This is a genomic window from Bradyrhizobium sp. NDS-1 (assembly GCF_032918005.1).
GTDB lineage: Bacteria > Pseudomonadota > Alphaproteobacteria > Rhizobiales > Xanthobacteraceae > Bradyrhizobium > Bradyrhizobium tunisiense.
In genome coordinates, this window is record NZ_CP136628.1 from 2,648,589 (window position 1) to 2,662,149 (window position 13,561).

The following is a 13,561-nucleotide window of genomic DNA, read 5'->3' on the forward strand; positions in this document are numbered from 1 at the left end:
ACGTTCAGCAGGTTCGTCGAAGAATGTTCGCGCGCGTGGGGCGAGAGACGGGATGACGGTAGTGCCGGCGAGATCGAGCGAATGGGTGAGACCGGTGACATCACACGAGCCGGCTTCTGCGATCATCGAGATCGACCGCGTCTCGCAGGTCTTTCAGACCTCGGCGCGCAAGGATCATGTGGCGCTTTCGGACATCTCGCTGACGATCGAGGAGGGGGCCTTCGTCTCCATCCTCGGTCCGTCCGGTTGCGGCAAGTCGACACTGCTTTATATCGTCGGCGGTTTTGTCAGCCCGACCAGCGGCGCGGCAAAGATCAAGGGTCATGCGATCACGGGGCCCGGTCCGGATCGCGGACCGGTGTTCCAGGAGTTTGCCCTATTCCCCTGGAAGACCGTGCTGGGCAATGTGATGTATGGCCCGCGTCAGCAAGGTGTGCGCGCCACTGAGGCGGAAGCGCAGAGCCGGACCTTGATCGAGATGGTCGGCCTCAAGGGCTTTGAAAATTTCTATCCCAAGGAATTGTCGGGCGGCATGAAGCAGCGCGTCGCGCTGGCGCGGACGCTTGCCTACCATCCAGAAGTGCTGCTGATGGACGAGCCGTTCGGGGCGCTCGACGCACACACCAGGACACGCCTGCAGAACGACCTTCTGAATATCTGGGAACGTGATCGCAAGACGGTGCTGTTCGTCACTCACTCGGTTGACGAGGCTGTCTTTCTCTCGGACAAGGTCGTGATGATGTCGAAATCTCCCGGCCGCATCCGGCAGGTGATCGACATCGATCTGCCGCGTCCGCGCCGCCGCAACGAGCTGTTGCTCGATCCGCGCTACCAGAAGTACGTCGTGGATATCGAGCGAATGTTCGATGAAGGCGAGGAAGGCGGGCCTGCCTCATGACGTCGCCGGCCGCCTTGATCAGACGGGCCGCGCCGGTGATGGCCTGCATCGGCTTGCTGGCAGTGTGGCAGGCCGCCTCGCTTGCGCTGAAGAACGACAGTTTCCCGACGGCGATCGAAGCGATCCGAGCGGTTCCCGACATTCTTGGCGATAAGGAATCGCTGATCAACATCCTGGCCTCGCTTCGCCGCATGGCGATCGGGTTTGGGGTGGCGGTGCTCGTTTCGATTCCGCTGGGCCTGTTGATGGGACGCAGCCGGGGTGTCGCGGCTTTTTTCAATCCGCTCCTGATGGTGATCTATCCAGTGCCGAAGGCCGCCTTGATGCCGATCATCATGCTCTGGCTGGGAGTCGGCGACGTTACCAAGACCCTGGTGATCTTTCTGGGCGTCAGCCTTCCCGTGATCTATCACAGCTTTGAAGGCGCAAAGGCCGTCGAAGAGAAGATGCTGTGGTCGGGCGCTGCGATGGGGCTTTCGACGGCACAACGCCTGGTGCGGATCGTGTTGCCTGCGGCGCTGCCCGAAATCCTGACCGGGTGCCGCACGGGCCTCGTGCTGGCGCTGATCACGATGATCACCAGCGAGATGATCGCCCGCCAGTCCGGCGCCGGGAACATCCTGTTCAACGCGCTCGACATGGGCCAGTATGAAACCGTCTTCGCGATGATCATCATCGTGGGTGCGATGGGAATCTGTCTCGATGCGATTTTCGAACGGATCCGCGCAAGACTGGTGCGCTGGTCCGAGCCTCAGTTCGACATGCCGCTGAGCTTCTCATGATGTCGCGCCTGTTTTCCTCAAACGTCCTTCTCGGGATTGCCCCGATCGTGCTGATCGTCGCGGTGTGGCAAGGCCTGGTGTCATTCGGCTTCGCGCCCGCGGTCTTGCTGCCGCCACCGGGTTTCGTCTTCGGCCGGCTGCTCCAGCAACTCGTGACGTGGACGTTTCAGCAGGAGATCGCGGCAACCCTGATCCGGCTGTTTGCAGGGTTCACGATTGCGGTCGTGTTGGGTGTCAGTATCGGCATTGCAGCCGCCGCCAATCCGGCGATCAACGCCGTGGTTCGGCCGATCGTGCGCGTATTGGCGCCATTGCCCAAGGTCGCGCTCTATCCGGCATTGCTGTTGCTGCTCGGCTTCGGCCACGGGTCGAAGATCACGTTGGTGGCTGCTGATGCTCTGTTTCCCATTCTATTGTCCACCTACTACGGGGCGTCGACCGTCGAACAGAAGCTGATCTGGTCGGCGATGGCAGCGGGAACGCCGCGCTACGCAATCCTCTTCAAGGTGGTGCTGCCGGCGGCGATGCCATCGATCCTGACCGGATGCCGGATCGGGCTTGTCATTTCGTGCATCGTGGTGTTTCTGGCCGAGATGATCACGTCGACAGACGGATTGGGGCACGCGCTCGTGACCGCGGCCCGAACGTTCCAAGCCGTCGACATGTTCGTGCCGCTGATCACGATCTCGCTGCTCGGGTTGATCCTGAACGGCCTGCTGGGAGCCTTGCGATCGTATCTCTTGCGGGGCTTTCCCGAGGCGTGATCCGTCTCGACAAGAAACGACGATACCGGGAGTGAACCATGCTGGCTGATCGCATCGAGGCAAAATGGATTGACGCATTCTGCGAGATCTTTGAACGTTGCGCCGTGAAGGCCGGGGATACCGCCGCGATCCTCTCGGAGACCCAGTCGCGCGCGCTGAATGTGCATCTGGCAGAACTGGCGCTGCTGCGGATGGGTGCGCGGCCGTTTCATGTGGTGATGCCGACACCGCGTAACCGGAATATCGTTCCAGTTCGTTCGACAGGGGCGAGCGAGGCGATCCAGAAGCTTGGTCCGGTTATCACCGCACTTCAGCAGGCAGGCTTCGTAGTGGATTGCACCATCGAAGGCCTGATGCACGCGGTGGAGACGCCCGAGATATTGAAGGCCGGCGCACGGATACTGGTGATCTCCAACGAGCATCCCGAAGCCCTGGAGCGAATGGTGCCGGATCCTGCGCTCGAGAAGCGCGTTCGGGCCGCGGCGAAGATGCTGCGTGGGACGAGGCGGATGCGGGTGACCTCGAAGGCCGGGACCGCGCTCGATGTCGACATGGTCGGCGCGTCCACTGTCGGCGTGTGGGGCTGGACCGACAAACCCGGCACGCTGGCGCATTGGCCCGGTGGCATCGTCGTCAGCTTCCCCAAGAGCGGGACCATCAACGGCACCTTGGTGATGGCGCCCGGGGACATCAATCTCACGTTCAAGCGCTACCTGACCTCACCTGTGAAGATGACGTTGAAGGACGACTATGTCGTCGAGCTGGAAGGCGAGGGCACGGATGCCGCCATGATGCGCGCCTATCTCGGCGCTTGGGGCGACCGCGAAGCCTATGCGGTGTCGCATGTCGGCTTCGGCATGAACCCCGGTGCGCGCTATGAAGCGCTCTCGATGTACGACCAGCGCGACACCAATGGCACCGAGATCCGAGCCGTCTCCGGCAATTTCCTGTTCTCTACCGGCGCGAACGAGTTCGCCGGCCGCTACACGGCGGGGCATTTCGATCTGCCGATGATGGGCACGACGATCGAGCTCGATGGCGTTGCCGTGGTTCGGGAAGGCGTGCTCCAGGACGTCTTCGGCTAGTCGTTGCGGTCGAGCACCGGAGGCCGCGCCAAATCGAAGTGACGAAGCAGGTCGACCATGGCCTGCAGCCGCTTTGCGCGATAGGCGTCGACGTCCATCCCTGAGTAATCCAGGAATCCGGCGCCCGTGCGCAGGCCGATCCGGCCCTCATGCATATTGCGGGAAATAACATCGGGGGCCCGATAGCGGTTGCTGCCAAGCGCGCCCTCGAGATAACGACTGGCGTAGTACAGGATATCGCCGCCACCCCAATCGATGAACTCGAGCAGACCGAGCACAGCGTACCGGAAGCCAAAGCCGTAGCGGATCGCCTTGTCGATCTCCTCCGCGCTGGCGACGCCTTCCTCGACCATGCGGGCCGCTTCGTTCATCGCCAGCGCCTGGATGCGCGGAACGATGAAGCCTGGCGTCGCCGCGCAGACCACCGGCATCTTGCCGATACCTTCGAGCAGCCTCTTGACCTCGCCGACGATGGCGGGATCGGTGGCTTTGCCGGGCGAGACTTCGACCAGCGGGATCAGATAGGCCGGGTTGAGCCAATGCACATTGAGGAAGCGGCGCGGGTTGACGATCGCGCCTGAGAGATCGTCGACCAGGATGGTAGATGTCGTCGAGGCGATGATCGTTTCAGGTCCGACTTGCTTCGAAGCCGCCCCCAGTACCTCTCGCTTGAGCTCGACGACTTCGGGAACGCCCTCGAAGACGATCCCGGCGCCGGCTAGCGCTTCGCCGCTTTCTCCGGCCGATACCACCGAGACCCGTGCAATGAGCGGATCAACGTCCGCTTCCGTCAGCAGTCCCAGCTTCGACAGGCTGGCAAAGGTCTTGCCGATTTCGCCCAGCGCGTCCGCCTCCAGCTTGGAGAACTCCTCCGCGGAGCGCGCCTTGACGTCGATCATAGTGACCTTGTGCCCGGCATAGGCGAACGCGACGGCGATGCCGCGCCCCATGCGGCCAGCCCCGAGACAGGCGATATTGATACGATGGGTCATCGATCAGAATCCATTGCGGAGCAGCGTCTGCAATTCAGCTTTGCTGAGATTGTCGAGCCCCAGCGTCTTCAGCGTTCGGCCGCCTTGCGCAAAATCCTCGCCGCAGACCGCGCCGCCGATCGACAGGAACGCTCTGGCCAGCGGCGTGGCCACGCCAGCCAGGCCGGCGACGGACACCAGCAGAGACAACCCAAGCCGCAGGTCTTCGCGCATGTAGCGGTGCTCGGTCAGCACAATTCGCTCGCGCCAGTCGCCGGATTCGGTCAGCCGGTCGTGTGAGCCGCGGCCATACATCCAGATCTCGCCTTCCTTCGCGTAATGATGGGCGAGCGGGAAATGTGGCGCGCTGTAGCCGAGTGCTTCGCGCACCGCGATGCGCTCCGCGTCAAGCGCGTCGGTGACCCGCCGGATCGCCGCTTGCGTGCCTTCCTTGTGAATGTCCCAGCGCTCGAAATGTTCGATCGGACCGGCGTTCATCACGATCAATGGCGGATGGATGATCGGTCCTGCATTCATCAGCGCTCCGGACAGCGCGTCTCCGCACGGCTCGATCGCATCGGGGAAAGCACGTCCGACCACCTCGAGCGCGCGTGGCGCGTGGTCGAGCGGAAACACACCGACCGGAAGCCGCTTGGCGCGGATGGTGATCGCAACCTCGAACGGTCCGTGCTTGCGGGTGAGCCACGGCAATGTGCCGGTTTCGGCAAAGCTCGCCTTGGCATGGTTCCCGGCATCCCGTGCAGCTTGCGCGAAGACCATCGAACCGAATGTCGCCGGCGGCAAGAAGACGACCTGACCGTCCCGCAGATGCGGGGCGAGCAGGCGAGCGATATCTGCCTGCGCGAAGGCAGGAGCGGGGCACAGGATCAGCTCTGTGCCATCGACGGCCTCGGCGATATCGGTCGTGACCAGCCCGAGCGTCACGTCGTGGCGGCCGTTGTGATCCCTCACCAGTATGCGCGAGCCGGCGGCGCGATGCGCTGCGACCTGATCGGCGTCGCGGCGCCAAAGCCGCACCTCATGCCCCGACAGCGCAAAATCGCCTGCGGCCGCGAACGAGCCGTTTCCCCCACCCAGAACCGCAATCTTCAAGATGCTTCTCCTTGCGCGCGGGACTGCGCATCGAGCTGCTTCAGCAGGAAATGCTGGACCTTGCCCAGCGCCGTGCGCGGCAGGTCAGTGACGAAGACGATGTCGCGCGGCACCTTGTAGCGGGCCAGTTGCGCCTGGAGATGAGCTCGCAACTGCTCCGCCTCGGGTCGGCAGCCGGACCTTGGGATGACATAGGCGATCGGCACCTCGTCCCAGCGCGGGTCGGGCCGGCCGATCACGGCGCATTCGCTGACATCAGGGTGTTCGAGCAGGACGCGCTCGACCTCCGCCGGGTAGACGTTCTCTCCGCCTGAAATGATCATGTTCTTCTTGCGGTCGCGCACCCAGAAATAGCCGTCGGCGTCGCACAGGCCGATGTCGCCGGTGCGATACCAGCCGTCGTGCAACACCTCGCGCGTTGCGGCCTCGTTGCCCCAATATTCGAAGAACACGTTGGGTCCGCGCACCGCAATCTCGCCCGGCGTGCCTGCAGGCATCTCGCCACCGGAATGATCGATCACCTTCGCTTCGCAGCACAAGCCGGCAAGTCCGGTCGATCCCGCGCGCGAAAGGTCGCCGCCAAGCCGCGTGTAGATGGCGATCGGGCAGGTTTCGGTCGAGCCGTAAACCTGAAGCACGGGGACGTCGCGCGCGACGAAACGTTCGATCAGGTGCGGAGGCACAATGGTCGAGCCGGTGGCGACGGCCTTGAGGGACGAAAGATCCGCAGCAGCCCAGGCGGGATGCTCGCTCACGGCCTGGATGATCGCAGGCACCATCACCGTGAGCGTCGGCCGTTCCTGTTCGATGGCGGCAAGCGTGGTCTCCGGTGTGAAGCGCGCATGGACGGTGACGGTCGCGCCCAACTGCAGGGCCGGCGTCGTCTGGATATTGAGGCCGCCGACGTGGAAGAATGGCAGGACGGTCAGCACCTGGTCGTCGGACGTCATATTGTGCATGTGCTGGCTCATGACACCATTCCAGAACAGTGCCTCCTGGCGCAGTACCGCGCCTTTCGGCCGCCCTGTTGTTCCCGATGTGTAGACGATGAGCAGCGGGCAGGAGAGATCGGCGTGCGGATTCCGGCCGGTGCCGTCGCTGCGCGCCAGCAGGCTTTCGAAGGTCGTGCCGCGAGGCGGCGCGAAGTCGAGGCCGACGATGGCCGTACCCGGCGCGGTCTGCCCAAGCTCGGAAAGAACGCCTTCAAAGGCTTGCTCGAGCACCAGCACCTTGGCGCCGGCGTCAGCGAGAATGAAGAGTTGCTCGGCGACTGCAAGGCGCCAGTTCAGCGGCACCAGCATCGCGCCAAGCCGCGCGCAGGCATAAAGCAGGACCAGGTAGTCCGGTCGGTTCAGACTGAGGATGGCGACGCGGTCGCCGCGGCCAACGCCGAGCTGCTGCTTCAATGCCGTCGCGGTCCGCTCGATCCGCGCGGCAAAAGCCGCATAGCTCAGCCGTTCGCCTTCAAAGACAATGGCCGTCTTGTCCGGCGCGAACGCCGCGTTGCGGTCGATTAGACTGCAAAGGTCCACGGTCAGTCGTCCGTCTCGCCAGCTTCGTAGAGCGCCTCGCGTCCGATCCGGTCGAGGCACAGTTCGGCGGTCCAGGGCAGCATCAGCGAGCCACAACGGCTGTCGCGATAGATCCGCTCCAGTGGCAGCGAGCGAAGCATGGCCTGGCCTCCGCAGGTGCGGATCGCGAGCGCGGCGAGCTCATTGGCGCCTTCCATCACCGAATATTGCGCGGCGTAGGCCCGCAGAACCTGCTCCTTGCTCGGGTTGGCGCATGCTTCGGTGACAGCCTGGAACCAGATCCCCTTGATCTGTTCGAGCTTGATCTGCATCTGCGCGACCGCGATCTGCTTGGTCGGGTACATCCGGCGCTTGACCGGCGGCATGCCCGGCACTTCGCCGCGCAAGTAGCGGACGGTGAAATCATAGGCGGCTTGAGCCAGGCCCATATAGGTCGGCGACAACGTCAGGAACATGTGCGGCCAGCGCATCGCAGCCTGGAAATAGACGCCGCGCGGCATCAACGCGGAATCCTCCGGCACGAACACGTCCTTGAACAGGAGCGTCCGCGAAACAGTACCGCGCATGCCGAGCGGATCCCAGTCGCCGACGACCGAGACGCCATCCGATTTAGCAGAGATGGCCAGATATAGCGTGTTGCGGCGCGATGCCTTCTCACCTTCCTCGATCTCGGTGCAGAGCACGCCGTAATAGTCGGCGTGGCCGGAGAGCGATGCAAAGATCTTCTTGCCGTTGACGATCCAGCCGCCTTTCACGGGTTTTGCTTCCGTGCCAAATGCGACGCCGCCGGCGGCGGCCGCACCACCCTCCGAGAAAGGCTGCGAATAGATCGCGCCGTCATCGACGATGCGTTTGTAGTGAACCGCACGACGCCGCTCGTGCTCCGCGCGGGTCTCGGCATCCATGTCGAGGTCGTCGGCGAGGGGCCCCGACCACAGTGTCGAGCAGACATGCATGTTCCAGGTCAGCGCGGTCGCACCGCAATAGCGGCCGATCTCGGCGGCCGCTAACGCGTAAGTCTGGTAGTCCGCGCCGAGCCCGCCGTGCTTCTTTGGAACGGCGATGCCGAGCAGGCCGACGCGGTGCAGGTCGCGATAATTCTCGGTGGGAAAAGTCGCTTCGCGATCGTAGGTCGCGGCGCGCGCCGCGAACACGCTCTGGCCGATCTCGCGGGCGCGCGCAATGATGCTGGCCTGCTCGTCGCTCAGGCGGAATGCGACCGGATCGAAGATCGGTGCATCCAGTGCGACCTTGCCGGTGGCTCCGATTGTCTTGCTGACTTGCATCGTCATTGCGCAGTCACCTTACGCTTTGGTCGCGAGAGAGTTCAGGAACTTGCCAAGCGCCTCGTCGAAGGCATCGGGGCGTTCGAGATTGGCGAGATGGCCGACGCCGGGAAGCTCGACATATTCGGCCAAGGGAATGTAAGTCGCCGTCTTTGCCATCATCGGTGCCGGCGCATTGTTGTCCCTGGAGCCGGACAGCAGCAGCGTCGGGACGGAGATATCCCCAAGCGTACTGCGCTGATCGAAGCCGATGAGAGCCAGCATCATGGCGCGATAGCTCGCCTCCGGCACAGTTCCCATGCATTCGCGTGCAAACTCCATCCCGGCCGGATCGGGATCGTCGCCGACGAGCTCTTTCACCAGCGAGGGCGCCAGCGATTTCATCGTCTCTCCGCGGTCGAGCGGCCCGAGCCGCGCCGCGATGAACGATTTCTGCCAGTCGCCGTCGGCCTTGCCGAAGGCAGGACTGGTCTGCGCCAGCACGACCGCGCGCGCCAGTTTTGGCGATTGCACCAGCCATTTCTGGACGATCATGCCGCCGATCGAGTGACCGACCAGAATGGGTCTGGTTGCACCGAGCTGTTCGATGAATTGCTGGAGCGCCTGCGCCAGGGCAGCGATGCTGACGCTGGCGAGCGGCGCCGATCCGCCATAGCCGGGCATATCCCAAGCGATCGCGCGGAAGCGGTCGCCAAATGTGGCAAGCTGGCGCCGCCAGGCTCGCGCGGCCCCACCGATGCCATGCAGGAAGATCAGAGGTGTCGCGTCCGGATCGCCCGCGGCCTCATAGGCGAAGCGTCCGTCCTTTGTTATCATTGGCGCAGGCTGCGACACGCGACATCCTTTTGCTCGGCCCTTTGATGCTAACAGGCCTGTGGGGGATGGGAAGTGATAATTTTATACTTAAAGCAATTTCCGGGCCGCGCCCTCTCGTGTCGCGGCATTCGTGACGGCTAGCGCCGCTCTCGTTGCAAAAACTTGAAGGTTAAAATATATCGGAGAACGATAAGCACCTCAGGGAGCCAGCGCATGTCCGGATTGCCGCACTCGCCGCACGCGCTGGTGACAGGTGGAGGTCGCGGCATCGGCCGCGCGATCGCGGCATCTCTCGTCGGTGCCGGCGCCACCGTGACCGTGCTCGGCCGGAACGCCGCGACTCTCGCAGAGGCGATCGACGCCGGCGCCGCGCATTTTGCGGCCGTCGCCGACGTTTCCGACGAGGCGTCGTTGAAGGCAGCCATTGCCGAGGCGAGCGCGCGGCAGCCGATCGATATTCTCGTTGCCAACGCCGGCAGCGCTGAATCCGCGCCATTCACCAAGTCGGACACCGCTCTTTTCACGCGCATGATGGATGTCAATTTCATGGGCGTGGTCCACGCCGCCCGCGCTGTACTGCCGGGCATGAAGGGCCGTCCCTACGGCCGTATTGTCGCGGTCGCGTCGACGGCGGGTCTGAAAGGCTACGCCTATGTCAGCGCGTACAGCGCGGCCAAGCACGCGGTGATCGGCCTCGTGCGCTCCCTTGCCCTCGAGATGGCCGGCAGCAATGTCACCGTGAATGCGGTGTGTCCTGGCTTCGCCGACACCGATCTCGTCGCGGGCAGTATCGAGAACATCATGACCAAGACAGGGCGTAGCCGCGAGCAGGCGATCGCAGAGCTCGCCAAGCACAATCCGCAAGGACGCCTGATCACGCCTCAGGAGGTGGCAGACGCGGTTCTTTGGTTGTGCGGCGAAGGCGCCGGCGCGATCACTGGGCAGGCGATTGCGGTCGCCGGAGGCGAGGTCTAGCGTACATGGCGCAGGCGCCGAACAAGGAAGCCAAGGAGATCGCATGAGCAGACCAGCAAATCCCGTCACCATTCCGCTCGCGGACTATTCGCCGCAGCACTTCCTGCTGGCGGTGGTCAACGGCGTTGCGACGGTCACGCTCAACCGGCCCGAACGAAAGAATCCGCTGACGTTCGAAAGCTACCGGGAATTGACCGATTTCTTCCGTGCCTGCGCGTTCGATGACGAGGTCAAGTCCATCGTCGTCACCGGCGCGGGTGGCAATTTCTCGTCCGGCGGGGATGTGTTCGAGATCATCGGTCCGCTGGTGAAGATGGACACCAAGGGGCTGACCGCCTTCACGCGGATGACGGGCGACCTCGTCAAAGCGATGCGGGCCTGCCCGCAGCCGATCGTGGCCGCGGTCGAGGGCATCTGTGCCGGGGCCGGTGCGATCGTTGCCATGGCCTCGGACATGCGCCTCGCGGCGAGCGGGGCCAAGGTCGCGTTCCTGTTCAACAAGGTGGGCCTCGCCGGTTGCGACATGGGGGCCTGCGCGATCCTGCCGCGGATCATCGGACAGTCCCGCGCCTCCGAGTTGCTCTACACCGGCAGGTTCATGACCGCGGAGGAGGGCGAGCGCTGGGGCTTCTTCAGCCGCATCGTGACGCCGGAGCAGGTGCTGACCCAGGCGCAATCGCTGGCCAAGCAGGTCGCGGAAGGGCCGACCTTCGCCAACACCATGACCAAGCGGATGCTGGCGATGGAATGGGCAATGTCTGTGGAGGAAGCGATCGAGGCGGAAGCCGTCGCCCAGGCCCTGTGCATGACGACGGCCGATTTCACGCGCGCTTTCGAGGCTTTCGCCAACAAGGTCAAGCCGGTCTTCAGGGGCGATTGAACGGACGCCTTTGCCGGCGCTACGCCAGCTAAGGGGACTTGCGCGAAATTATTTTAGGCTTAAAATAGTTTCATGGCCGGGTGAATTGGCGAGGCTCCCATGAAAGTCGCGATCATCGGTGGCGGACCTGCGGGTCTCTACGCTGCGATCCTGCTCAAGAAGCAGCGTCCGGGCGCCGATATCGCGGTGTATGAGCGCAACCGTGCCGACGATACTTTCGGTTTCGGCGTGGTGTTCTCGGATGCGACGCTCGACAATTTCGAGAAGCACGATCTGCCGAGCTATCGCCGCATCACCCAGGAGTTCGCCTACTGGGACGACATCGCCGTGCATTTTCGCGGCACCGTCCACCGGGTCGGCGGCAACGGCTTTTGCGGCTGCTCGCGGCGCAAGCTGCTTCTGATCCTCCAGGAACGGGCCCGCGAGCTTGGCGTCGTCCTGCACTTCGAGGTGGACGTCGACGACGAATCCCGCTTCGCCGATGCCGATCTCATCCTGATCGCCGACGGCATCAACAGCCGCTTCCGCGAGAAATATATTGATCATTTCCAGCCGGAGGTCGACGTCCGCTCCAACAAGTTTGCCTGGATGGGCTCGACAAGGCCGCTCGACGCCTTCACCTTCATCTTCCAGGAGACCGAGTGGGGTCCATTCATCGCTCACGCCTATCAATATGAGGCCGGACACTCGACCTGGATCTTCGAGACCGATCCTGAGACGTTCGAGCGGGCCGGCCTGACGGGGCTGGACGAGACGCAGTCCGCCGCGCGGATGGCCGAGATTTTTGGCTGGTTCCTCGATGGACACAAGCTGCTCACCAACCGTTCGATGTGGCGCAATTTCCCGATGATCCGCAGCAAGCGCTGGGTCAAGGACAACATGGTGCTGCTTGGCGATGCCAAGGCGAGCGCGCATTTTTCGATCGGATCCGGCACCAAGCTCGCGATGGAAGACGCGATTGCGCTGGCCGAAGCCATGCAGAACGCGCCGAGCACCAAGGCGGCGCTCGATCTTTATGAACATGGCCGCCGTGAGGAGGTCGAGAAGACGCAGCACGCCGCCGACGTCTCGCTGGTCTGGTTCGAGCATGTCGATCGCTTCTGGGATTTCGACCCCGTGCAGTTTGCCTTTGGCGTGATGACGCGCTCGAAGGCAATCACGTATGACAATCTCAAACTTCGCGCGCCCGATTTCGTGGCCGAGGTCGAAAAGTCATTCGCCAGCCAGGTGCGCCGCAGCGGTTTCGATGTCGACACCGAGCGGCCGATGGTGCCGCTGTTCCAGCCGTTCCGATTGCGCGAGATGGAGCTCGCCAATCGCGCGGTGGTGTCGCCGATGTGCATGTATTCGGCCAAGGAAGGCGTGCCGACCGATTTCCATCTCGTGCATTACGGCTCGCGCGCGATCGGCGGCGCGGGGCTGGTCTTCACTGAGATGACCTGCGTCAGCCGCGATGCCCGTATCACGCCCGGCTGCGCCGGCCTGTGGAACGACGAGCAAGAGGCCGCGTGGCGTCGCATCGTGGATTTCGTCCACGGCAATTCGGCCGCGAAAATCTGCCTGCAACTGGGGCACGCCGGCCGCAAAGGCGCGACCAAGCTGATGTGGGACGGCATGGACCGTCCGCTGGAAGAAGGCGGCTGGGAGATCGCTTCGGCGTCGCCGTTGCCCTATTTCCCCGACAGCCAGGTGCCGCGCGAGCTCGATCGCGCCGGCATGAACGCGGTGAGGGATGCTTTCGTTGCGGCGGCCGAGCGCGGCGAGCGCTGCGGCTTCGACATGCTGGAGCTGCATTGCGCTCACGGCTATCTGCTCGCAAGCTTCATCTCGCCGTTGACGAACAATCGCACGGACGAATATGGCGGTTCGCTCGAAAACCGTCTGCGTTTCCCGCTCGAGATCTTCGAGGCGCTGCGACTGGTGTGGCCGTCGCACAAGCCGATGTCGGTGCGCATTTCCGCGACTGACTGGGCCGATGGCGGCATCACCGGCGACGACGCGGTGGCGATCGCGCGGGCCTTCGCCGAAGCCGGTGTCGATCTCGTCGACGTCTCGACGGGACAGACCGTCCGCGATGCGCAGCCAATTTATGGGCGCATGTTCCAGACGCCGTTCTCGGATCAGGTCCGCAACGAGGCGCGCGTGGCCACGATGTGCGTCGGCAACATCACGACCGCGGACCAGGCCAATACCATCCTGGCCGCCGGCCGGGCGGATCTCGTCGCACTCGGCCGGCCGCATTTGGTCGATCCGTTCTTCACCATGAAGGCGGCGGCCTGGTACGGGGCAAACGAGGCGTTCTGTCCGCCGCAATATCTTCCCGGAAAAGAGCAAATTTTCCGCAACAGCGTCCGCGACCGGCAGGACCTCGAGGAGCTGAGAATTAAGGCTAAGCCCAAGACCCGGGCCGAGCTCAAGGCGGAGGCGACAAAGCCGCTTGCGGCGGAGTGACCGCCCGT

12 protein-coding genes are annotated in these 13,561 nt (G+C 63.7%); 7 read left to right on the forward strand and 5 right to left on the reverse strand.

Going from position 1 to position 13,561, the window contains the following annotated elements; translation table 11 throughout:
* Nucleotides 1-52: 52 nt before the first annotated feature.
* From RX330_RS12355 to RX330_RS12370, 4 genes are read left to right on the forward strand one after another with little or no spacing between them, the layout of a single operon-like run.
* Nucleotides 53-898 (forward strand): ABC transporter ATP-binding protein, encoded by an 846-nt coding sequence (locus RX330_RS12355; protein ID WP_212090872.1) that lies wholly within the window; start codon nt 53-55, stop codon nt 896-898.
* Entirely contained in the window at nt 895-1,680 is a 786-nt protein-coding gene (locus RX330_RS12360) for an ABC transporter permease (RefSeq protein WP_317243190.1), read from the forward strand. The genes RX330_RS12355 and RX330_RS12360 overlap by 4 nt, the downstream gene beginning before the upstream one ends.
* Entirely contained in the window at nt 1,677-2,444 is a 768-nt protein-coding gene (locus tag RX330_RS12365; RefSeq protein ID WP_317243191.1) for an ABC transporter permease, read from the forward strand. Before RX330_RS12360 ends, RX330_RS12365 begins: the two co-directional genes overlap by 4 nt.
* A gap of 38 nt (nt 2,445-2,482) precedes the next feature.
* Entirely contained in the window at nt 2,483-3,529 is a 1,047-nt protein-coding gene (locus RX330_RS12370) for a peptidase M29 (protein WP_317243192.1), read from the forward strand.
* Here RX330_RS12370 and RX330_RS12375 read toward each other — a convergent pair.
* From RX330_RS12375 to RX330_RS12395, 5 genes are read right to left on the reverse strand one after another with little or no spacing between them, the layout of a single operon-like run.
* The gene (locus tag RX330_RS12375) at nt 3,526-4,521 is read right to left on the reverse strand and encodes a 3-hydroxybutyryl-CoA dehydrogenase (protein WP_317243193.1); all 996 of its coding nucleotides are present in this window, start codon (nt 4,519-4,521) and stop codon (nt 3,526-3,528) included. The genes RX330_RS12370 and RX330_RS12375 overlap by 4 nt on opposite strands.
* 3 nt (nt 4,522-4,524) lie before the next feature.
* Nucleotides 4,525-5,613 carry an NAD/NADP-dependent octopine/nopaline dehydrogenase family protein gene (locus tag RX330_RS12380; protein WP_317243194.1) on the reverse strand — a complete coding sequence of 363 codons (1,089 nt, stop codon included), beginning with the start codon at nt 5,611-5,613 and terminating at the stop codon, nt 4,525-4,527.
* A complete protein-coding gene (locus tag RX330_RS12385; RefSeq protein ID WP_317243195.1) occupies nt 5,610-7,145 on the reverse strand; it encodes a class I adenylate-forming enzyme family protein in 1,536 nt (511 codons plus the stop codon). Before RX330_RS12385 ends, RX330_RS12380 begins: the two co-directional genes overlap by 4 nt.
* A gap of 2 nt (nt 7,146-7,147) precedes the next feature.
* Complete coding sequence (locus tag RX330_RS12390) at nt 7,148-8,437, reverse strand: acyl-CoA dehydrogenase family protein (protein WP_317243196.1); 1,290 nt, start codon at nt 8,435-8,437, stop codon at nt 7,148-7,150.
* A gap of 12 nt (nt 8,438-8,449) precedes the next feature.
* Nucleotides 8,450-9,247 carry an alpha/beta fold hydrolase gene (locus RX330_RS12395; protein ID WP_317243197.1) on the reverse strand — a complete coding sequence of 266 codons (798 nt, stop codon included), beginning with the start codon at nt 9,245-9,247 and terminating at the stop codon, nt 8,450-8,452.
* A gap of 213 nt (nt 9,248-9,460) precedes the next feature.
* On the opposite strand from RX330_RS12395, the gene RX330_RS12400 reads away from it, so the two are divergent.
* The 3 genes from RX330_RS12400 (at nt 9,461) to RX330_RS12410 (ending at nt 13,553) form a co-directional block, all read left to right on the forward strand.
* Complete coding sequence (locus tag RX330_RS12400) at nt 9,461-10,222, forward strand: SDR family NAD(P)-dependent oxidoreductase (RefSeq protein ID WP_317243198.1); 762 nt, start codon at nt 9,461-9,463, stop codon at nt 10,220-10,222.
* A gap of 43 nt (nt 10,223-10,265) precedes the next feature.
* Entirely contained in the window at nt 10,266-11,102 is an 837-nt protein-coding gene (locus RX330_RS12405) for an enoyl-CoA hydratase family protein (RefSeq protein WP_317243199.1), read from the forward strand.
* Between the two features lie 99 nt (nt 11,103-11,201).
* On the forward strand, nt 11,202-13,553 hold the full coding sequence (locus tag RX330_RS12410) for a bifunctional salicylyl-CoA 5-hydroxylase/oxidoreductase (protein WP_317243200.1): 2,352 nt from the start codon (nt 11,202-11,204) through the stop codon (nt 13,551-13,553).
* The last annotated feature ends 8 nt before the right edge of the window (nt 13,554-13,561 follow it).